The sequence below is a fragment of the Brevibacillus aydinogluensis genome (assembly GCF_961514395.1).
Classification (GTDB): Bacteria; Bacillota; Bacilli; order Brevibacillales; family Brevibacillaceae; genus Brevibacillus; species Brevibacillus aydinogluensis.
Genome location: NZ_OY569118.1, coordinates 782,530 through 802,445 on the forward strand (window position 1 = coordinate 782,530; position 19,916 = coordinate 802,445).

The 19,916-nt window shown below is 56.1% G+C and carries 28 protein-coding genes; 21 read left to right on the forward strand and 7 right to left on the reverse strand.

What is annotated here, in order from left to right:
* Positions 1–3: 3 nt before the first annotated feature.
* Positions 4–978 carry a class II fructose-bisphosphatase gene (glpX, locus tag Q7F15_RS03750; RefSeq protein ID WP_171566914.1) on the reverse strand — a complete coding sequence of 325 codons (975 nt, stop codon included), beginning with the start codon at positions 976–978 and terminating at the stop codon, positions 4–6.
* A 120-nt stretch (positions 979–1,098) separates the two neighbouring features.
* Here glpX and Q7F15_RS03755 point away from each other — a divergent pair, with 120 nt between their 5' ends.
* From Q7F15_RS03755 to Q7F15_RS03770, 4 genes are all read left to right on the forward strand, one after another.
* Complete coding sequence (locus Q7F15_RS03755) at positions 1,099–1,206, forward strand: amino acid ABC transporter permease (protein WP_171566915.1); 108 nt, start codon at positions 1,099–1,101, stop codon at positions 1,204–1,206.
* 15 nt (positions 1,207–1,221) lie between these two features.
* Positions 1,222–1,656, forward strand: a complete 435-nt coding sequence (hepT, locus tag Q7F15_RS03760; RefSeq protein ID WP_212132137.1) for a type VII toxin-antitoxin system HepT family RNase toxin — start codon at positions 1,222–1,224, stop codon at positions 1,654–1,656.
* A gap of 93 nt (positions 1,657–1,749) precedes the next feature.
* Complete coding sequence (locus tag Q7F15_RS03765) at positions 1,750–2,388, forward strand: helix-turn-helix transcriptional regulator (protein ID WP_171566917.1); 639 nt, start codon at positions 1,750–1,752, stop codon at positions 2,386–2,388.
* A gap of 73 nt (positions 2,389–2,461) precedes the next feature.
* The gene (locus Q7F15_RS03770) at positions 2,462–3,241 is read left to right on the forward strand and encodes a TIGR01457 family HAD-type hydrolase (RefSeq protein WP_171566918.1); all 780 of its coding nucleotides are present in this window, start codon (positions 2,462–2,464) and stop codon (positions 3,239–3,241) included.
* Here the strand turns inward: Q7F15_RS03770 and Q7F15_RS03775 are convergent.
* Positions 3,209–3,751 carry a phosphatidylglycerophosphatase A family protein gene (locus Q7F15_RS03775; protein ID WP_171566919.1) on the reverse strand — a complete coding sequence of 181 codons (543 nt, stop codon included), beginning with the start codon at positions 3,749–3,751 and terminating at the stop codon, positions 3,209–3,211. The two genes, Q7F15_RS03770 and Q7F15_RS03775, sit on opposite strands and share 33 nt — an antisense overlap.
* 168 nt (positions 3,752–3,919) lie before the next feature.
* Here Q7F15_RS03775 and Q7F15_RS03780 point away from each other — a divergent pair, with 168 nt between their 5' ends.
* The 4 genes from Q7F15_RS03780 to Q7F15_RS03795 are packed head-to-tail and all read left to right on the forward strand — an operon-like array spanning position 3,920 to position 6,834.
* Positions 3,920–4,414, forward strand: a complete 495-nt coding sequence (locus Q7F15_RS03780; RefSeq protein WP_304415128.1) for a YutH/CotS family kinase-like spore coat protein — start codon at positions 3,920–3,922, stop codon at positions 4,412–4,414.
* Entirely contained in the window at positions 4,324–5,004 is a 681-nt protein-coding gene (locus tag Q7F15_RS03785; protein WP_304415129.1) for a YutH/CotS family kinase-like spore coat protein, read from the forward strand. Before Q7F15_RS03780 ends, Q7F15_RS03785 begins: the two co-directional genes overlap by 91 nt.
* Complete coding sequence (locus Q7F15_RS03790) at positions 4,961–5,920, forward strand: 2-hydroxyacid dehydrogenase (RefSeq protein ID WP_171566921.1); 960 nt, start codon at positions 4,961–4,963, stop codon at positions 5,918–5,920. Before Q7F15_RS03785 ends, Q7F15_RS03790 begins: the two co-directional genes overlap by 44 nt.
* Entirely contained in the window at positions 5,917–6,834 is a 918-nt protein-coding gene (locus tag Q7F15_RS03795) for an alpha/beta hydrolase (RefSeq protein ID WP_171566922.1), read from the forward strand. Before Q7F15_RS03790 ends, Q7F15_RS03795 begins: the two co-directional genes overlap by 4 nt.
* Before the next feature lie 43 nt (positions 6,835–6,877).
* Here Q7F15_RS03795 and Q7F15_RS03800 read toward each other — a convergent pair whose 3' ends face one another.
* Positions 6,878–7,105 (reverse strand): NifU family protein, encoded by a 228-nt coding sequence (locus tag Q7F15_RS03800; protein WP_029098389.1) that lies wholly within the window; start codon positions 7,103–7,105, stop codon positions 6,878–6,880.
* 190 nt (positions 7,106–7,295) lie between these two features.
* On the opposite strand from Q7F15_RS03800, the gene cysK reads away from it, so the two are divergent.
* The 6 genes from cysK (at position 7,296) to Q7F15_RS03830 (ending at position 11,563) form a co-directional block, all read left to right on the forward strand.
* Positions 7,296–8,219, forward strand: a complete 924-nt coding sequence (gene cysK, locus Q7F15_RS03805) for a cysteine synthase A (RefSeq protein WP_171566923.1) — start codon at positions 7,296–7,298, stop codon at positions 8,217–8,219.
* Between the two features lies 1 nt (position 8,220).
* Positions 8,221–9,354, forward strand: a complete 1,134-nt coding sequence (locus tag Q7F15_RS03810) for a bifunctional cystathionine gamma-lyase/homocysteine desulfhydrase (protein WP_171566924.1) — start codon at positions 8,221–8,223, stop codon at positions 9,352–9,354.
* A gap of 34 nt (positions 9,355–9,388) precedes the next feature.
* Positions 9,389–9,715: a YuzD family protein gene (locus tag Q7F15_RS03815; protein ID WP_171566925.1), complete on the forward strand. Its 327-nt coding sequence runs from the start codon at positions 9,389–9,391 to the stop codon at positions 9,713–9,715.
* A 239-nt stretch (positions 9,716–9,954) separates the two neighbouring features.
* The gene (locus Q7F15_RS03820) at positions 9,955–10,296 is read left to right on the forward strand and encodes a hypothetical protein (protein WP_171566926.1); all 342 of its coding nucleotides are present in this window, start codon (positions 9,955–9,957) and stop codon (positions 10,294–10,296) included.
* A 107-nt stretch (positions 10,297–10,403) separates the two neighbouring features.
* Complete coding sequence (locus tag Q7F15_RS03825) at positions 10,404–10,700, forward strand: helix-turn-helix domain-containing protein (protein WP_230076701.1); 297 nt, start codon at positions 10,404–10,406, stop codon at positions 10,698–10,700.
* Between the two features lie 17 nt (positions 10,701–10,717).
* Complete coding sequence (locus Q7F15_RS03830; RefSeq protein ID WP_230076700.1) at positions 10,718–11,563, forward strand: IS3 family transposase; 846 nt, start codon at positions 10,718–10,720, stop codon at positions 11,561–11,563.
* A gap of 80 nt (positions 11,564–11,643) precedes the next feature.
* On the opposite strand, the gene Q7F15_RS03835 is transcribed toward Q7F15_RS03830, so the two are convergent.
* A complete protein-coding gene (locus Q7F15_RS03835) occupies positions 11,644–12,711 on the reverse strand; it encodes an NAD(P)/FAD-dependent oxidoreductase (RefSeq protein WP_212132133.1) in 1,068 nt (355 codons plus the stop codon).
* A gap of 227 nt (positions 12,712–12,938) precedes the next feature.
* Between Q7F15_RS03835 and Q7F15_RS03840 the strand changes: the two genes are divergently transcribed.
* Positions 12,939–13,196, forward strand: coding sequence for a DUF1450 domain-containing protein (locus tag Q7F15_RS03840; protein ID WP_171567455.1), 258 nt, complete (start codon positions 12,939–12,941; stop codon positions 13,194–13,196).
* A gap of 202 nt (positions 13,197–13,398) precedes the next feature.
* On the opposite strand, the gene mqnE is transcribed toward Q7F15_RS03840, so the two are convergent.
* On the reverse strand, positions 13,399–14,502 hold the full coding sequence (mqnE, locus tag Q7F15_RS03845; protein WP_304415130.1) for an aminofutalosine synthase MqnE: 1,104 nt from the start codon (positions 14,500–14,502) through the stop codon (positions 13,399–13,401).
* 293 nt (positions 14,503–14,795) lie between these two features.
* Between mqnE and Q7F15_RS03850 the strand changes: the two genes are divergently transcribed.
* From Q7F15_RS03850 to Q7F15_RS03865, 4 genes are all read left to right on the forward strand, one after another.
* Complete coding sequence (locus Q7F15_RS03850) at positions 14,796–15,017, forward strand: aspartyl-phosphate phosphatase Spo0E family protein (RefSeq protein ID WP_171567457.1); 222 nt, start codon at positions 14,796–14,798, stop codon at positions 15,015–15,017.
* Between the two features lie 197 nt (positions 15,018–15,214).
* On the forward strand, positions 15,215–15,574 hold the full coding sequence (gene erpA / locus Q7F15_RS03855) for an iron-sulfur cluster insertion protein ErpA (protein ID WP_029098401.1): 360 nt from the start codon (positions 15,215–15,217) through the stop codon (positions 15,572–15,574).
* Positions 15,575–15,762: 188 nt separating this feature from the next.
* Complete coding sequence (locus Q7F15_RS03860; RefSeq protein ID WP_171567458.1) at positions 15,763–16,317, forward strand: GrpB family protein; 555 nt, start codon at positions 15,763–15,765, stop codon at positions 16,315–16,317.
* Between the two features lie 141 nt (positions 16,318–16,458).
* Positions 16,459–16,839: a cupredoxin domain-containing protein gene (locus Q7F15_RS03865; RefSeq protein WP_171567459.1), complete on the forward strand. Its 381-nt coding sequence runs from the start codon at positions 16,459–16,461 to the stop codon at positions 16,837–16,839.
* 98 nt (positions 16,840–16,937) lie between these two features.
* On the opposite strand, the gene Q7F15_RS03870 is transcribed toward Q7F15_RS03865, so the two are convergent.
* Positions 16,938–17,999 carry a TolC family protein gene (locus tag Q7F15_RS03870; protein WP_212132132.1) on the reverse strand — a complete coding sequence of 354 codons (1,062 nt, stop codon included), beginning with the start codon at positions 17,997–17,999 and terminating at the stop codon, positions 16,938–16,940.
* Between the two features lie 188 nt (positions 18,000–18,187).
* On the opposite strand from Q7F15_RS03870, the gene Q7F15_RS03875 reads away from it, so the two are divergent.
* Complete coding sequence (locus tag Q7F15_RS03875; protein ID WP_304415131.1) at positions 18,188–18,607, forward strand: hypothetical protein; 420 nt, start codon at positions 18,188–18,190, stop codon at positions 18,605–18,607.
* A gap of 115 nt (positions 18,608–18,722) precedes the next feature.
* Positions 18,723–19,385: a hypothetical protein gene (locus tag Q7F15_RS03880; protein ID WP_304415132.1), complete on the forward strand. Its 663-nt coding sequence runs from the start codon at positions 18,723–18,725 to the stop codon at positions 19,383–19,385.
* Between the two features lie 168 nt (positions 19,386–19,553).
* Here Q7F15_RS03880 and Q7F15_RS03885 read toward each other — a convergent pair whose 3' ends face one another.
* Positions 19,554–19,829, reverse strand: a complete 276-nt coding sequence (locus tag Q7F15_RS03885) for a hypothetical protein (protein WP_212132130.1) — start codon at positions 19,827–19,829, stop codon at positions 19,554–19,556.
* Positions 19,830–19,916: the final 87 nt, after the last annotated feature.

A 19,916-nucleotide genomic window follows, 5' to 3' on the forward strand; every position in this document is an offset into this window, starting at 1 on the left:
CCCTTACTTCCACACGAGATTGGGCTTGTGGGTGAGATTGTGCAGCGCGCGGATAAAGCGGATCGTTTTGGTCTTGGCACGCATCACGATCGAGTGGGTCTCGACCATGTCGTCCCCAAGGTAGCGGACGCCCTGCAGCAGTTCTCCGTCCGAAACGCCGGTAGCGGCAAAGATCGCGTCGTCTCCTTTGACGAGATCGTTCAGGGTCAGCAGCTGCTCCGGATCAGCCAGCCCCATTCGGATGCAGCGCTGCCGTTCCGCTTCGTTTTGCGGCCGGAGCCTGGCCTGCATGTCGCCGCCGAGGCATTTGATCGCCGCCGCGCTGATCACGCCTTCCGGTGCGCCGCCTGTGCCGAGGAACAAGTCGATCCCCGTATGCGGCATGCAGGCCGCGATGGCTGCGCCCACGTCGCCGTCGCCGAACAGTTTGACGCGCGCTCCTTTTTCCCGGACAGCATCAATGATTGCCTGATGGCGCTCCCGTTCCTGAATGATCACGGTGACGTCCTGAACGCGCTTGTTGTTGGCTTCCGCCACCACTTCGATCATCTTTTCCACCGGGTCGTCCAGGCTGATCTTGCCGGCGGCCCGCCTGCCCACCGCCATTTTGCTCATGTACATGTCAGGGGCGTGCAGCAGCGTCCCCTTGTCGCCGATGGCCACGACCGACATCGCGTTGTTGTGTCCTTTGGCGACAATCGTGGTACCTTCCAACGGATCGACGGCCACGTCCACCTCCGGACCGGTCGCGTCCGGATGCCCCAGTTTTTCGCCGATGTAAAGCATCGGCGCCTCGTCCAGCTCGCCCTCGCCGATCACAACCGTTCCGCGCATGTTGATCGTCTCAAACATGGCGCGCATGGCGCTCGTCGCCGCGTCGTCGGCCTCGTTTTTCCTGCCGCGCCCCAACCAGTGGGAAGAGGCCAGCGCTGCCATTTCCGTTACACGCACCACTTCCAGTGCCAGTTCGCGTTCCACTGTGTTGTATCCTCCCTTTGTCCCGCCAAAAACTCACCCCTCATTGTAACACAATTGAGAGGGGGATTCGTGACAGTGCAGACAATTTTGGTATACTGATGATGAAAAGAGGTGAAGGTGATGAACGATTCCTATCTGCGGCAAGGGGAATTGGTTCTTCTGGTATTGGTGCTGACGTTTGTCATTACCGTATTGTATGCAAAATGGGCAGCGAAAAAGCGAAAGTGATAAAGGAGATCTCCCATGTACGACGTAAATACGAAAAAGATCGACGAAGTGTTGACACACATGTCCCGGATGCTCGACCTGCTGGACAAGCTGGCGGCCCGGGGAGCGAATGACGTTCTCGCCGACGAAGTGGCCGAGGCGGCGATGGAGAGGGCGCTGCATCTGTCCATTGAGGCGGTGATCGACGTGGGCAACGCACTGATTGACGGCTTTATCATGCGCGATCCCGGCAGCTATACCGACATTGTGGAAATTTTGCGGGATGAGCGGGTCATCAGCGACGAGCAGGCGCGGGTGCTGACAGACGTGGTGGAGTTCCGCCGTCATCTGGTCAACCAGTATACCAGCGTGCCGGCGGCGGAAATGGTGGCGCTGGTGCAGGACAGCCTGCCGACGCTGCGCCAGTTTGAGCCGGCTGTGCGTACGTATCTGCAAAACGAACTGTTTTAAGGCGAGAAACGCGGATTTTTTATACAAAACACTTTCTTTTGTTTACTAAAGAGGCCCGATTCGATACAATAGAGAGAAAGGGCGGTGATTACGATGGCTAACGAAGGAACTTCCACCCGCGACCAGATCCTCAACATGCTCAAAGTAAAAGGCTCGCTGTCCGTCAGCGATATGGCAGTCCAGCTGGGGATCACGGAGATGGCTGTGCGGCGTCATCTGAATACGCTGGAGCGGGACAATCTGATCAAATCGACGCTGGTACGCCAAGCGATGGGACGCCCGACCAATGTCTATTCGCTGTCGCAGGAGGCAGATGAGCTGTTTCCGCGCAACTACTCTCATCTGACGCTCGACTTTTTGCGCGATTTGGAAGCAATGGACGGAATCGGAAAGGTGGAAATGCTGTTCCGCCGCCGGGAAAACCGTCTGGAAGAAGCATACCGCAAGCAGATCCAGCAGGAGTCCCTGGAAGAGCGTGTCGCCAAGCTGGCCGAACTGCAAAACGAAAAGGGCTATATGGTAGAGTGGGAAAAGGACGAACAAAACGGCTGCTACCGCATCCGCGAGTACAACTGTCCCATCTCCCAAGTGGCGCGCGAATTCAACCAGGCGTGCAACTGTGAGCTCTCCCTGTTCCGCCGTGTGCTGAAAGCCGACGTGGTACAGACTACCTGCATGGCCAAGGGCGGAGAAAAATGCGTGTTTGAGATCAAGGAAGCGAAGCAAGCCTAACAGAATGACAACGTGCGTAAATCCACTCGTCGCCGGGTGGATTTTGTTGTGAACGGGGAAAGGATGAGGCAGCATGAAGCAGTACAAGGGGTATTTGCTGGATTTGGACGGAACCATTTATCGCGGCAGGGAGGCCATTCCGGGAGCTGCCCGGTTTGTCCAGCATTTGCGCAAACAGGGGATTCCGTACCTGTATCTGACCAACAATTCGTCCGCTTCGCCGGAGCAGGTGGCGGCGCGCTTGACCGGGCTGGGCATCGACGCGGAGCCGGAAGAGGTCTATACCTCTGCAATGGCGACCGCCCACTATCTCAAGGAGCTGGCCCCGGCAGGCACGCCGGTGTATGTGATCGGCGAAGAGGGACTGATTGCGCAGCTGAAAGCCAGCGGCTTTACAATCAGCGAGGAGCGTCCCCGGTACGTGGTGGTGGGGATTGACCGTTCGTTTGATTACGCCAAATTGACGACAGCTGCCCGGGCGATCCGGCAAGGAGCCAACCTGATCGCCACCAACGCCGATGCCGCTCTGCCGACCGAACAAGGCTTGTTTCCCGGCAATGGTTCATTGGTGGCAGCTGTCTCCACGGCGTCCGGAGTCAAGCCGGTAGTCGTCGGCAAACCGGAGCGCATCATCGTTGACTACGCGCTGACGCGGTTGGGCACGAGCGCCGGGGAGACGCTGATCGTCGGGGACAACCTGGATACCGACATTGCCGCGGGTAACTGCTCGGGCATGGACAGCCTGCTGGTCTTGACCGGTTATTCCACGCGGGAGGACGTGGAGACGCATCCCTGCCGTCCCACGCACATCGCATCCGATCTAGCCGATTGGCTCGGAAGAATCGGGGGGTAGGCAGTTTTCCTCCGCTTGTTTCTGGCGGTGAGCGATGCGGCTGGACGCCGCCGCAGCTATGGCTCCGACCAGATCGTCCAGAAAAGTGTGGACGCCAAAGCGTTTGTCGTTTAGATCCTTTAGCTTGCCGTACTTGAGCTTGTCCACGTACCCGTAGTTGGTGAATCCGATGCTGCCGTACAGGTTCACGACGGCAAACGCCAGCACCTCGTCCACGCCATAGAGCGGTTCATCCGAGGCGATAATCTCCTGAAGCGGAGGGATCAGTTTCTTTTCTTCGGCCAGCATGTCGAGCTGAATGCCGGTGAAAAGGGCGTTCTGTACTTCCCGCTTTTTCAGTACGGCTTGCACGCTTTCGCGGCACGTGTCCATGGAGAGGTTGGAAATGTAGTCTTTTTGCAGAAACATGACAATCTCGGCAATGTGGTCGATGTGGACGCCGCGCTGTTCCAGCAGCGAGACGACGGCGTCGTAACACGTGTAGCTGTTGAGCGGATTGTTGCCGTTCACCGCTGTCCTCCTCTCGCCACCGCTTTTTGGGAATCTGCCTGCGGCGCGTGCCGGTCAGGCAGGTGTGAGGGCATGTGCACGTCGGTAGTATCTGCAACGAGATAGGCACCTATCCCGCCTGCGTTACATACCATGCTCCATGAGAAGGTGTGTGGGGAGGTTGTTCTCATGGAGTACAAAGCCTTGCTGGAAGAAGCGTACGGATTTTCCCTGCACGGCTGCCGATCAGCAGGGGCGGGAACCGTGCTGGAGACGGATCAGGGGCTGTTTTACCTGTATACCGCGCCGGCGGGATTCAAATACAAAAGCAGGTTTATCGAGCGGGTAAAAAAACAACTGGCGCAGCAGCAGGAAGTGAACATGCTTACGCTGGTCAAGTCGAAAGAGGGATACCCGTACGTCATCAGCGACGATCAGATTTTCTACCTGTACCGTGGTGTGCGGGAAGGGGTTCCGGACGATCCGGCGTTTGCCGCAGGGCAGGCGCTTGCCCAGTTTCATCAGGCGACCCGTTCGTTCAAGAGCGACAAGCTGTTTTCGTCATCCTCCACGCTTGGGCGTTGGCCCGTCATGTGGCGGAAAAACTGCGCGAGTACAACGGGTACCGGGAGGACATGGAGGAAGCGGACGGTGAGATCTTCCCGTTTGACGAGTATCTTTTGACCAGTTACACCTATGTGAATCAGTTGGGGGAGACGGCGGTGCAGTACCTGTACCATGCCGGTTACGACAGCGTGGTGAAGGAAACAGCCCACTGCGGCAAAGTAGCCTACCAAAATTTTGATGAGGGGTATATCCTGTGGAATGAAGACTACGTTCGCTATGTCTGCGGCGAATGGAACTGGGTGCTCGATATGCGGGCGCGCGACATCGGCCAGTGGATCAAGGCGTCCGTGCGGCGAAACGGCTGGCAGGAAGACGTCGTGACTCATTTCCTGGACGGGTACAACAGCGTCTGCCCGCTGTTGGAATCCGAATACGCCGTGGTCTACGGCCTGATGCTGTACCCCGGGCGTTTTCTCAAACTGGTGGAGACGTATCGGTCATTGCCGTGGGAAGATAGGCAGGAAGTGGACGCCGCGGCGTGGAAAGAACTTTTGGAGGAAGAACTGATCAACATGGAAGAGGCGCTTCGCCGCTACCCGCAGACGATTGCGCAGCGATACGGGGCGCCGGTTCCGCACATTGACTGGTTTTGGAGGCCTGCTGATGACAAAACCGATGGTGTACGTGACGAGGCAAGTGGCGAATGAAGCCATTGCCATGCTGGAGGCGGTGGCGGACGTGGAAGTGTGGGCGGAGGATCGTCCCATCCCCCGAGACGTGCTGCTGCAAAAGGCGGAAGAAGCCAGCGCTCTCTTGACCATGCTGACGGAACGGATTGACGAGGAACTGCTGATGCGGGCAAAACGGCTGCGGATCGTCGCCAACATGGCCGTCGGCTACGACAATATCGACGTGGCGGCGGCCAAACGACATGGCGTCATCGTGACCAACACGCCGGACGTGTTGACGGAGGCGACCGCCGATTTGGCCTTTGCCCTGCTGATGGCGGCGGGCCGACGGCTGGTGGAGGCCAACCGCTTTTTGTTGGCCGGCGGGTGGACATCCTGGAACCCGCACCTGATGGTCGGGCAAAACATCTACGGAGCGACGCTCGGCATCGTCGGCATGGGCCGCATCGGACAGGCAGTAGCCCGGCGGGCGGCGGGTTTTGGCATGCGGATTCTCTATCACAACCGCAGCCGCCGTCCGGATGCGGAGCGAACGACAGGTGCGCAGTATGCGCCATTTGACGAACTGCTCCGGGAATCGGACTACGTCGTGCTGCTGACGCCGCTGACGGAGGAGACGCGGAATCTGATGGGCGAGCGGGAGTTCTCCCTGATGAAACCGACCGCAGTGTTTGTCAACGTGTCGCGTGGCGGCACGGTGGACGAGGCGGCACTCTACCGGGCTCTCGTCGACAAACAAATCTGGGCGGCCGGTCTGGACGTGTTCCAGCAGGAGCCCGTGCCGCTTGACAACCCGCTTTTGTCGCTGCCCAACGTCGTGGCCCTGCCGCATATTGGCAGCGCAACATATCAGACGCGGCTGGAAATGGCTCGGCTGGCTGCGGCCAACATCGCCGCCGTGCTGAGCGGAGAGGAGCCTGTAACCCCCGTATGAACTGGATGATTGCGACGGTGACCGGTCTGGTGCTGGCAGCGGCATGCACGGCCGCCGTGTCGCTGTACGTAGCCTGGAAATTGACGCACCCGCCCCGCAAGCCGGTGGACATGGAGCCGTCCCGCTTCGGCATCGGCCATGTGGAATCTGTCACCTTTCCCAGCCGGGAGGACGGCATCACGTTGAGCGGCTGGTACATCGCGGCGGAAGCCAATGGACACGACAGCAACGGCTGCACGCTCGTCTTTGCCCACGGTTACGGGCAAAACCGGCTGGAACCGCATCTGCCTGCCCTGGCTTTGGCCGCCCGGCTGCTGGCTGCCGGATACGACGTGCTGATGTTTGACTTTCGCAATGCGGGAGAGTCAACTCCTGCCCTGACGACGATCGGTCTTCGCGAGCAGCAGGACCTGCGGGGGGCGATCGATTACGTGGAACAAAGGCGTCCCGGGCAAAAGATCGGTCTGATCGGGTTTTCCATGGGGGCAGCCACTTCGCTTCTGGTCGGCTGCACAGACGAGCGTGTGCAGGCCGTGGTGGCCGACTCGCCGTTTTATTCGCTGCGCGAGTATTTGCAGGAAAACCTGCCGCACTGGACAGGGTTGCCACGGGTACCGTTCAACTGGTTGATTCTGACGCTCAGTCCAATCATGCTCCGGGCCAATCCGTCGGAGGTCAGGCCGTACATGGCAGTGAAGCGGGCCAACAAGCCGATCCTGTTCATTCACGGCACCGGCGATGAAACCGTGCCGTGCAGCAATAGCAAACAGCTTCGGAAGCTCGCCGCTCACCCGGATTCCGCGCTTTGGCTGGTGCCGCAGGCGGGCCATGTGCGTAGCTTCGCCATGATGCCGGACGAGTACATAAAGCGAGTGACCGCTTTTTTCCGCAAGGCGCTGCTGCTGAAAAAGTAAAAAGCCCTTGCCGGCCGTAAAACCGGTAAGGGCTTTTGCTCGATTAGAATACTTGTTGTACTTCTTTGATTCCCGGCACTTCTTCCAGCAGTGCGCGCTCGATCCCTGCCTTCAGCGTGATCGTGGAAGAAGGGCAGCTTCCGCATGCACCCATCAGGCGCAGTTTCACAACGCCGTCCTCTACGTCGACGAGCTGTACGTCGCCGCCGTCGCGCTGCAGGTACGGACGCAGTTTGTCAAGGACTTCCTGTACTTGATCGAACATGTCCATGGGAATTTCACTCCTTTCCAACCTCCCTCTATTATACTCCCCTGGAGCCGATAAATCCATGACCGATGCGCCCGAAGCGGCACTTTGCCGCGGATCGTGAACCCGGGCGGCGTGCCGCATGGACTTTTTCGCTTGGCCTCATGTTATAATAGAGGAGCGAAAAGGAACAAGAAGATAAGGGGTCGGTGTCGTGAACGTATACCGTAACGTGAAGGAACTGATCGGCAACACGCCGATTGTCGAACTGACACAGTTTGATCTGCCGGAAGGCGTTCGACTGTTTGCGAAACTGGAGTATTTCAACCCGGGCGGCAGCGTCAAGGACCGCTTGGGACTGGAACTGATCCGCGCCGCCGAAGAGAGTGGGCAGCTGAAGCCGGGCGGTACGATTATCGAGCCGACGGCCGGCAACACGGGAATCGGGCTGGCGCTGGCAGCGATCGGTACCGGCTATCGCGTAATCTTCTGCGTGCCGGCCAAGTTTTCCGAAGAAAAGCAGGAACTGATGCGCGCACTGGGTGCGGAAGTGGTGAATACGCCGACCGAACTGGGCATGAAAGGAGCGATCGCCAAAGCACAGGAACTGGCGGCATCCATTCCCGGCGCATTCGTACCCCAACAGTTTGCCAATCCGGCCAACCCGGCAGCTCATTACAAAACGACGGGACCGGAAATCTGGAAACAAATGGATGGGAAAGTGGACGTGTTTGTGGCGGGGGCCGGCTCTGGCGGCACCTTCATGGGGGTAGCCCGCTACCTGAAAGAACAAAAGCCGTCCATCAAAACCGTCATTGTCGAACCGGAAGGCTCCATTTTGAACGGCGGCGAACCCGGTCCGCACAAGACGGAAGGAATCGGGATGGAGTTTTTGCCGCCGTTTATGGACACGAGCTACTTTGACGCCATCCACACCATCCTGGATGTGGACGCTTTTGAGATGGTCAAACAGTTGGCCGCCAAAGAGGGACTGCTGGTGGGCAGTTCGGCGGGTGCGGCGATGGCGGCTGCACTGCGGGAAGCGCGGGAAGCCAAGCCGGGAACCAACATCGTCACCTTGTTTGCCGACGGCAGCGAGCGTTATCTGAGCAAAAAAATCTACCAAGGAGGAGTATAAGATGCGGATCAAAACACGCCTGATCCACGGAGGAATTGAGGGAGATCCCCATACGGGAGCCGTTTCCGTTCCGATTTATCAAGTCAGCACATACAAGCAGGAAGCAGTCGGCAAGCACAAGGGCTATGAGTACTCCCGCACGGGCAACCCGACTCGCCACGCGCTGGAAACCTACATCGCGGAGCTGGAAGGCGGGGCGCGCGGCCTGGCATTTGGCTCCGGCATGGCCGCTCTGTCCACGGTACTCTCCCTGTTCTCCAAAGGAGATCATCTGGTGGTGGGCGACGACGTATACGGCGGCACGTACCGGGTGATTACCCGCGTCTTTTCCCGCCTGGGACTGGATGCCACCTACGTGGATACGAGCAATACGGCTGCAGTGGAAGCGGCCATTCGCCCGGAAACCAAGGCGATCATCATGGAAACACCGACCAACCCGCTGTTAAAAGTAAGCGACATTGCCGCTCTGTCGGCGATCGCCAAAGCGAACAACATCCTGCTGCTGGTGGACAACACGTTCATGACCCCGTACTGGCAAAATCCGCTTGAACTGGGCGCCGACATCGTCTACCACAGCGCCACCAAGTACCTGGGCGGACACAGTGACGTGGTGGCCGGCCTGGTCGTGGCCAAAGACGCCAAGGTGGGCGAAGAGCTGCACTTCCTGCAAAACGCGATCGGCGGCATCCTCGGGCCGCAGGATTCCTGGCTGCTGCTGCGCGGGATGAAGACGCTGGGCGTACGCATGGAAGAGCACGAGCAAAACGCGCGGACACTGGCCAACTGGCTGGCCGAGCGGAACGACATCAAACGCGTCATCTACCCCGGCCTGCCCAGCCACCCCAACCACGAGCTGGCGAAAAAGCAGGCGCGCGGCTTCGGCGGCATGATCTCCTTTGACGTCGGAAGCGCCGAACGAGCAGACGAAGTGCTCGCCAAGGTGAAATACTTTACGCTGGCGGAATCGCTGGGGGCGGTGGAAAGCCTGATCAGCGTCCCGGCCCGCATGACCCACGCCTCCATTCCGGCCGAGCGGCGGGCGCAATTGGGCATCACGGACGGTTTGATCCGCATTTCAGTAGGGATTGAAGACGTACAGGATTTGATTGACGACCTGGAACAAGCTCTTTCCTAAAGACACAGGAAAGATCAGCAGGGGGGCATGGCAGATGAGCGTGGAAATCAAGGTCTACGGTACCGAGCAGTTGTGTGCGAGCTGTGTCAACCTGCCGTCGGCCAAGGAGACGGCCGAATGGCTGCAGGCGGCTATCTCACGCAAATACGGAAACGACAGCGTCCGAATCGTCTACAAGGACTTTCAACAACCCGAGACAGAAGATGACAAAAGCTGGGCCAAACGGATTGTGGAAGAAGATTTGTGGTATCCGCTTGTCGTAATTTCCGGGGAAATTGTCGGTGAGGGAAATCCGAAACTGAAAGATATATACGCCAAGTTGGAAGAGCTGGGGGTACCCCCGCTCGACGAGGCAAAGTAAGAACGGGCGGGAGCAATCCCGCTCGTTTTCGTTTGTATGCGGGGTGTCGCACGGAAGAAGCAAGATACTGGCATAATCCTTGTCGCCACCTATTGCATGTGTCGCTTCATTGCAAATGAACAAAATTGTTTTCGTAATTTTCTAAAATTATGCTGCTGCCTCCCAGGACGTGAGTTCTACCTGTCCCACCCGATTCATATACATCCAGAGGAAAAACCGTAATCGAGGAGGGGCCCTGCATGGAACAGCAGTTGGCTCGCTATTACGAGCTGAAAGAGGCACAAAAGAAAATCGAGGAAGAGCTGAACGACCTGAGGCAGAAACTGTTGGCAGAATATGCGGATAGCGGAGGCGCCGAAGCAGGGGCGTACAAGCTGACCATCCACTATCAGGAGCGGCGGGAGTACTACGATGAGCGGGTTTACAACGCTCTGCCCGATCCATCGCTGTGGCGGCTGATGTCCCGGGCGGACGCCGGAAAAATCGCCAGTCTGCTCAAGCTGAACGTGATTCACGACGGCATCCTGGAGGGAACTTACGAGCTAAAGAAGATTCCTGTCCTGCGCGTGCAAAAGCGATAACGGCATTTAAGGGAAAAGCCTTTCGGCGAGATAGAGTGCACCCCTTAAAGTAGACATTGGAAAAACCCCTTGGGAAAACCGATGTTACTTTAAGGGGTGAATTTTTTATGGCTATCAAAGGTCAAAAGTTCAAGCATTATCCTTTGTCGTTGAAAATGGAGGCAATACGATTGCATGTAGAGGAGAAGTGGACATACAGACAGATCACTGAGCATTTAGAAATCCAGGATAAGGATCGAGTAAAAAAGTGGATGCGGAAATACAAACAACTTGGGGAGTTCGGTCTTTTGGATCAGCGTGGACGACGTACAGCGTACATCGATCAAGATCGACATGTGAAAAAATTGAAACGGGAGAACGAAATTCTAAAAAAGTGTTTGGAAATCTGGATGCGGGAGGTGTAAGAAAAAAGTATCGTGTGATGGAGAATGTCGCAGCGTTGTACCCGATTACCGAACTCTCCAAACTTCTTGGTGTATCGAGGAGTGGGTATTATCGGTATCTTGCACAGAAGGAGTGGGATAGAGACGGAGAACTGAAACAGCAGATTCAAACCATCTATGATGAACGAAAAGGAATATATGGGTATCGAAGAATTCAAGCGGAACTCTTTCGTCAATACGGCAAGGTTGTGAATCATAAGAAGGTGTTACGACTCATGCAAATTCTTGGGCTGAAAGCCATTATTCGTGGCAAGCGAGCGTATCGGAGCACGTATCGAGCGGCTGAATCTGATGGTCGTGTTGCCGAAAATCTGTTGAAGCGTGACTTCACAGCCGAGAAACCAAACCAGAAGTGGGTCACCGATGTTACCCAGTTTCGTGTAGGAGATCAACGTATCTTCTTATCAGCGATTAAAGACTTGTTTCACAACGAAATCGTGGCGCACCATGTGAGCTTACACAATGACAATGCCCTTGTCCTGGAGACGTTTCGGAAAGCATTTGAAAAGCATAAGGACGTGACTGGACTGATCGTACACAGCGATCAAGGCTCCCAGTACACGTCCCACGCATACCACGACATGCTGCAAAAGGTTGACGCCCGAATCAGCATGTCGCGAAGGGGCAATTGTTTAGACAATTCCCCTATGGAGAGTTTCTTCTCGCACTTAAAGGCAGAAGCTCTCTATCCTTATGATATTCGAAGTCTGGATGAAGCGCAAAGACGAATTGAGGAGTACATTCGTTTTTACAATGAAGAGCGTTTGCAAATCAAATTAAATAAGCTGACGCCAGTCGAGTACAGGCGTCAGCATGCGGCCTAACGGCCGGGGGTTTTTTAAGTGTCTACAAAATGGGGTCTTGACCAAGATACCGAAAGGCTTTTTGTTCATCTTGCTGCGCATTATCCGAGATGCTTTTTGTACATCCACAGCACGCCGCTCTTCATCACGCGGGGCATTTGGCCGACCAGGGAGACTTTGCCCATCACGCCAAAGCCTTCCTTTTTGCCCAGCGAGCCGAGAAATCCCTTGTGCTTGATGTCCGGCAGGGAAGCGGGATATTCTTCGCCCTTGATGTCCTTTTTCAGCATCATGGCGATTTGTTCACCCTGCAGTTCCGCCGATTGGGCACTCGGGGCGATGGGCAGGCTGGCACAGTCGCCCACCACGTACACGTTGGGATATTCGGGGATTTGGTGATACTGGTTCAGCTTGGCACGGCCGATGTTGTCCTTCTCGATCGGCAGAGCGCGCACGATGCGGCTGGCCTGGATTCCGGCCGTCCAGACGGTGACGTCGGTTTCCACCGGCTCGTTGTGGTTGTAGACCACCCCCGGCTCGACGCGGGTCACGCTGGCCATGGAGACCAACTGCACATCGTGTTCAATAAACCACTGGGAGGCGTACTGCTGCAGTTTTTTCGGGAACGGGCTGAGAATGCTCGGACCGCGGTCCACAATGCGAATGTTCAGGTCCGGGCGGCTTTCCCGCAGTTCGGAGGCCAGCTCTACGCCGCTCAACCCTCCGCCGATGATCGTCACTGTACCGTACGGGCCCAGGTTGTTGATGGCTGTGTACGTGTTGCGGGTCGCGTTCATGGTTTGAATCGAGTGGGTATATTGTTCCGCTCCCGGGATATCATGATAACGGTCTTCACATCCGAGCGCGATAACCAGCCAGTCGTAGGCGAGGGTGTCGCCGTTTGCGAATGTGACGATCCGCTCGTCCATGTTTACGCCGGTTACCTCCCCGAATTTGATCGTCAAACGAGGATCGCTTGGAAACGGGACGCGCACGGCTTTTTCCGGTTCCGTTCCCGCCGCGAGGGCATAATACTCCGTTTTCAAGCCGTGAAACGGCATCCGGTCCACAAGTGTCACAAAGACATTGTCAGGTAAATCCGGGGACAGGACCCGCTCGATAATCCGCAGACCCCCGTACCCTCCGCCAAGGATCACAAGTCGTTTCATAGAAGGTCTAGTCCTTTCTTCAGTCCGTTATTTTACAGCACCCATTCTATTGTTAGTCTCTTTTGCGCAAATTGCAAGCAGAATCTTTTTCCCCGTCCATTCGCGGATAACTGCACCTGCCAAGGGGAAAACCAGTTGCCAACAGGACTTGGTTTGCTATGATAGGGGAAGGGTCTTACGGCCTCGATGGCGAGAACAGTCCATGTTGACGGCAGGTGAAAAAGTAGATGAAGCCATTAGTTGAATTTTGCGCGAGCAACGTCTCTTCCTATACAAAGCACGTGATGGAGGCGCTGGAACACGATCCCGAGCTGGATGTGGACGTGCTGGAGTACGGCTGCCTCGGCTATTGCGGCGAATGCTACATGCAGCCGTTTGCGCTGGTGAACGGCGAGCTGGTCCAGGCGGCTACCGCAGAGGAGCTGCTGGCGGCCATCAAAAAAAAGCTGCAGGAAGACAAAGAGGATGACGGATTCCCGTTTTAGCGACAGGGAGATGAAGAGGGCACGGCTGAATGATCGGCGTGCCCTTTTTTGTTGAATTCGAATGCAGACGAACCTGAACGTGATTGGCGAACCTTCCGGAACGACCATCCGAAGCGGGGCAATACAAAACAAGCTGACGCCCGTAAGAGAGGCGTCAGCTTGCAGTGAGGGATGACGGCATGTCGTGCCGCGCGGCTGGTTTTTAGTGTTCCTTGATGACGTTGTAGAACGTGTCCCGTTCCAGTGCGCGTTTGCCGGCTCCCTTGATCAGCCAGACCAGTTCGTCGACGGTGAGGGCTTGTTGGGTCAGCGCGCCGGCGGAGTGGCTGATGCGCTCTTCGATCAGCGTGCCGTGCACGTCGGACATGCCCATGGTCAGGGACACCTGCGTCAACTGCGTGCCGATGTTGATAAAGTACGCCTTGATATGCTGGAAGTTGTCCATCATCAGGCGGCTGATGGCCATCGTCTTCAGGTCGTCAATCGCCGAGTTGCGCCGCTTGATGCCGGCCGTTGCCTTGATCGGCTGCACCGCCAGCGGGATGAACACCAAAAAGCCGTTGGTCTCGTCCTGCAGTTCGCGCAGGCGGATCATGTGGATCAGGCGCTCCTCCAGCGTCTCGATGGAGCCGTACAGCATCGTGGTGTGGGTCTTCAGGCCAAGCTGATGAGCCGTGCGGTGCACTTCAAGGTACATGTCCGTGCTGGCCTTTTCCGGGCTCATCTTCATGCGGTACCGCTCCGTCAGGATTTCCGCGCCGCCCCCGGTCAGGGTTTCCAGGCCCGCTTTCATCAGTTCCTGCAGCACTTCCTTGATGGACAGGCCGGAGAGGCGGGAAAAGAATTCAATCTCTGCGCCGGTATACGCTTTGATCGTCACGTGCGGGTACGCCTTTTTCAGGGTGCGGATCGTGTCTACGTAATAGTCAAACGACACATGCGGATTGTGGCCGCCGACGATGTGGAACTCGCGGATGCCTTCGCGATACCGCGTGCCGACGTAGTGGAGCAGTTCGTCCATGCTCATCGTGTATGCGCCGTCTTCCCCGAGATCTCGACGGAAACCGCAGAACCTGCAGTGCGCCTCACAAACGTTGGTCGGGTTGATGTACATGTTTTGAATAAAATAGACGTTATTCCCGTTTTTTCGCTGATTGACCAGGTTGGCCAGTTGGCCGATGGTCAGCAGATCGTTTGAGTTGAACAGCGTCAGGCCGTCTTCCAGTGTAAGCCGCTCGCCGCGAATGACTTTTTCCGACACACCGGCCAGCGCTGGGTCTTGGATGGTTAACGTATCAAGCGCCATCCGAACACTTCCCTTCTCAGATTTCGTCCGGTCCGTTGCCCTGATGCGAATGATCAGGGCAGATCCGTCAATCGTTCACAAAAGCATCTATATTATAAACCTCTTGGGAAGGTGGAACAATATCAGAAGTTTAGCAACGCACGTACTGTAAAATTTTTGCAAATTTCACCAAAAACCCTGCATATTCTTGGTTATATAAGGAAATTTTGATTGCCTTATGGCTGTGGTTCCTGTAAAATGGAAGTGGAACGAAGGCTTGTACGCCTTATCCATCTTGAGGAGGAGCTTCAGCAATGCGAGATATGGTACTAGAAAAAATCGAACTCCTTCGACAGGATATGGTGAAAATGGGGTTAGAGTTTGGGTTGGATCATCCTGATGTTCTGGCATACAGTAAGCAGATTGATCAACTTCACAACGAACTAAACCAATTGGATCATAGTCTGTCTAAGGTAGTGAAGAAGTCAAAACCGTATCGCGTTTTCTTGTTGGAAAACAAAGCGCATTTTGCATAAAGGGGGGCATCCCTCTTTTTTTGTTTCGCTGCGTGTTGCAGGGGGAAGGGGCAGGCGCCCGAAGTGCAGGGCAGCCTTGAGAAAACGCGGCTTCCTTTTGTATACTGAAAGCAGAAAGCGGCACCCTGTTATCAGGAACACGGCGTTTGCGTGGTGCAAGCATGGAATGGAAACCGCCGGTAAAGGAGGGTAACGAGATGATTACATTGACGGAACAAGCCAGTCGGAAGGTAAAGGAGATGCTGGCTGCGGAAAACAATCCCAACCTGTTCCTGCGCGTAGGCGTCCGTCCGGGCGGTTGCAGCGGCTTTACCTATGGAATGGGCTGGGATCAGGAAATGAAGGAAGGTGACCACACCTTCGAACAGGATGGCATCAAGATTGTTGTCGACAAGGACAGCTATCTATACATTGAAGGTACGCGAATCGACTACAAGGAATCGCTGATGGGCGGCGGGTTCTCCATCGACAACCCCAATGCGGTCGCCTCCTGCGGCTGCGGCGCGTCGTTCCGAACGGCGCTGGCCGAGGGCAAGCCGGAGAAGTGTGACGAGTAAGACGCCAGACGAGAGGACGCTACCCTCGTGGGCATTGCATGACGGTCATGCGATGCCGCGAGGGTTTCTCTTTTTGCCGGGGAATCTTGACCTTGCTGTCCGTTGAGATACATAGCGGATCGTGCCCTGTTTACCCGCTAAAAGGAGTTTGGGCAGGGGAAGAGGAAAGAGAAGCGGGAGGCGATTTGATGCGAACCGTGGAGGTTGTGGCGTACGACGACCGCTGGCCGGAGCTGTTTCGGGAGGAAGCGGCGAAGATCAGGGAGGCCCTGGGCGGTGCCGTACGGGATATTCATCACATCGGCAGTACGTCGGTGCCAGGCATGGCGGCCAAACCGATTATCGACATCCTGGTGGAGGTGGACCGAATCGAGAACGTGGATGCCCGCAGCAGCCGCATGGAGTCATTGGGCTACGAAGCGCGCGGCGAAAACGGCATCCCTGGGCGGCGTTACTTCTGCAAAGGTGGCGACAAGCGGACTCATCATGTCCATGTCTTTCAACAGGGCAGCGGCGAGGTGATCCGCCTTCTGGCGTTTCGCGAGTATCTGACGGCCCATCCGGCGGAAGCGGCGGCCTACCGTGGCCTGAAACTGCGTTTGGCGGAGCGGTGTTCCGCCGATGTTGCTGCGTATGTCGCCGGCAAAGACGCGTTTGTCAAGGAACTGCAACAGCGAGCGTTGAGCTGGTGGAGCACCCGCAGGGACAGCGAGAAGTACGGCAGCGATCAGAAGCGCGGGTAGGGCATCGTCCGCTGGTCGGCGTTCACCAATCGTTCGCCGGTTCGTCAAGATTCGTTCACAGGTTGGCAGATTCTGGACTGGCTTCGTTCGTTACAATGAAATTGTAGAACGTAAAGACATTGCATGAAAGAAGGGTGTCTTATGAAAAAAATGTGGGGTTTCATGATCTCGGCAGCAGTCCTGTCCGTCATGTTGGCAGGCTGCGGCGGCGACAAACAGGAAGCGTCTCAAGGAAACAGCCAACCTGCGGCAGCGGAGGCCAGCACGGCGATCAACATTGAGGCGAGCAACTGGAAGTTCAATCAGGATACATTTGAAGTAAAAGCGGGTGAACCGTTTACGATTAACTTCAAGTCGACCGAAGGGTTCCATGGCATCGGCATTGAAGGGCTGGACGTGGACATCCAGAACGAGGGCAGCAAGACGCTGACCGTCGACAAGCCGGGCGAGTACAAAATCTTCTGCAACGTCCTCTGCGGTCCCGATCACGGCAAAATGCTGGCCACACTTGTGGTAAAATAAACGATACGGAAAACAAACCTATAGAAGTGCAGCAGCACGAAAAAGCGTGGCGAACGGAACGTGTGTACACGTTCTTGACCGCCACGCTTTTGTTTGACTTAAAATCCGATGGAATGCTGCAAAGTGGCTACCGCAACGTTGTATTGGTGTGTGGTATCGATGCGTTCGGCAATGCTGTCCAGCCATTTTTCTTTCCGATTGGCCAGTTCAGATGCGGATGCTGTTTTGTTCAGGTAGTCCATGTAGGTTTGACGGTAGCGTTCTTCTGCCGCTTTTTGGCTTGCGATGCTTTCCTCCAAGGCTTGTTTCGCCTGAACCACTTTCTCGTAGTTGGCTGTGATTTCCGCGTCTGCTTTCCGTTGGGCCGATTGCAGCAGCAGCTCGTACTTTTTCAGCTCAATTTGCGCAATGCGCCCCGGGTATGTGCTAAGGGCGGCGTACTCGCGGATGTAGTTTACCTTGGCTTGGTAAAAAGCGACTTCAGCAGACGCCTTCACCAGATCGGGCCGCTTTTGATGGGCGATTTTTTTGTATTCCTCGATCGGGAGCAGTTGGAAGGTGGAATAATCCACGGCTGCCAGATTCCACGCCTGGTCGCTTTTTTCGTTCATCAGTTGGTTCAGTTTGGCAAGCGCCTCGCGATACGTTTCTTCCAGTTCGCGGAGTGTTTTCTGAGCGTCGCTGTTGTCACCGTACTTCGCGTCGGCGTATTTCTTTTGCAGGTCGGCCTTCTCTTTCGCTGCCAGTACCTCATAATACGCCTTGTGTACATTGAGGCGGGCATCGTTTTCCTTTATCCTCCAGTTGGATTCTGCGACCTTGTAATCCCTGATGGCGTCGGCTTCCGTCTCAAATTTTGATTTGGCACTGCTCAAGGTTCTGACGGATTCGACTTTTGTGTTTCTCGTACCCATAAGGGCCTGGAGTGTCGTGTAATAAGCGGATTCACTGTCAAGCTTGAGCAGATTCAGGTCCATGCTGCTGGAAATAGCCTTATCGATCGCCTGCTCAAGTGTGAGGTCGGAAATTTCTGACGGAGCAGCAGCAGCAGTTTCGGCTGCACCCGTATCGGCAGGAGCGGCGAGGACGGGTGTTGCACTTGTGAGAAGCGCGGCAATCAAGGTCGTGCTGGTGAGTGGTTTGAGCAAATGAAACTTCATGATGGATGAGCCTCCTTAAAAAATCGGAATAATGCATGTATGATAACGATTATCATTATCACCAACGAGGTCAGTATAAGATGTCTTCATGTGCGGCGTCAAGGCAAAAAATGCTGCAGAATTACAATTTTTTTAGATTGCGAGATACATATTTTCCCTCTGCCCCGCGCATGATAGAAAGGGAATGCGTGCATGCAATCTCCACAGGCTCCGCTTACGGCAGGGCCGAGTTTGATGCAAAGGAGTTGATGGCCCTGGAAAGAAAACGGTATTACATCACGCTGCAGTCGGGTACGACCGTGGCCGAGATCCGCGACGTCAAGGGCGATTCCACCTACGACTTTGAGATCGAGGCGACCGAGGTGGAAGCGGGGATGCTGCGCGACCTGTTCAATCACTGCGCGCACGGGGACTTCATGATGTGGATGCACGGTCATACCTTGTGGAGCGACATGCCGGATCGGGACAACGATGAATACGACGACAACCTGCGCGAGATTTACCGCATGATTTACCGGCTGGGTACGCCGAAAACCCGGAACGATCTCCAACAGATGGGATTGGTGGAGAGACTGGGGTTGGACAGGGACGGGCTGCGGCCGCTTTAGCCATGATTTCGCGCCGCTTGTCCACAGTCGCTAGCCAATCGCTGCTTGCGCAGGCTGTCACCCGCAGCCGGGAAGCACCACGACCAGATCGGTACGCGAAAAGGAGTGATGAAAGATGAAACGTTGGCAAAAACACTTGTTGGCGACAGCACTCGTGACGGGTCTGGCGATTCCGGCCGGCGTATACGCAGCCGACATCCAGGCGCGGCCGGCGGCAACGCTCATCCCCGGCGGAGAGGTCGGCGGGGATCACGAGCATCACGAGCATCACTTTGAACACTACAAGCATAAATGGCGCTGCGGGTTGCACCTGAATGCGCACCGTCAGATGTACCTGACCCTGCTGGCCGAGAAGTACACACCGGACCGCGTGGACGAGTGGAAAGCCGCTTTTGCCGAACGGGAACGCCTGATGACACAGCTGAAGGCATCGCGGGAGCAAAACGGCAAGGACGCAGACAAACAAACGTTGCGGGCAGAATGGAAAGCGCTGAAAGAAAAACTGCACGAGCAGGTGAAAAATGGCCAAATCACCCGCGAGCAGATGAAGCAGCAGTTGAAGGAATGGCGCGTCAAGAACTTTGGCGAGCACGATGCAAAAGACGCGGAAGCCATGCGCACCGTGAGAGAGCAGTTTAAACAGACCCACGAGGCGTTTGACGCCGCGATCCAATCCGGTGACGCCGCGAAGATCAAGGAAGTGCTGCCGAAGCTGTTGGACGAGGTAAAAACGGTTAACCAGCACCTCGCCAAAAAGCTGGAAGAAACGAAAAACTAGCGGGCTGGTTTTCCGGTTCGTTTTCCGGTTCAATTGGAACCAAAAAAAGGACGTGTCCCGGTGCGCGTCCTTTTTTCGTGGAACGGGTCTGCGTGTTCGTGTTGGTCAACACGGATGGTGGCGTCTGCTTTACCGCCAGGAGATTCACCTGCACCGCTTAAAAAAGGTCTAGGGGGACTGGTCATGCAGCGCTTGAGCGCTCCACTCCTCGATGACCGACAGATGCTCCTGCCGGCAGGCGGGACACCAGCCCACATGCAGACAGTGGTGGTGGAGCCGATCGGGAAAGCCGTTGCTCAGCTTGGCGTCGTCGATCTCCCGGTACGGGCTGTAATCGCCGTAGTAGTCATACAGCCGTCCGGCATCGTCCAACGGGCGGCCGCAGCGGGGGCACGTCTCCTGGTAGGGCACGAGGCCATTGCAGATAGGGCAGAGGTGGTCCATGGCCTGTTGTATCCCTCCTTCTCTTGTGGTGTGGTTCTTTCCCTACTGTGCGCCGGGGCCGCATCCCCTATGCAGACCGGCTGGAGC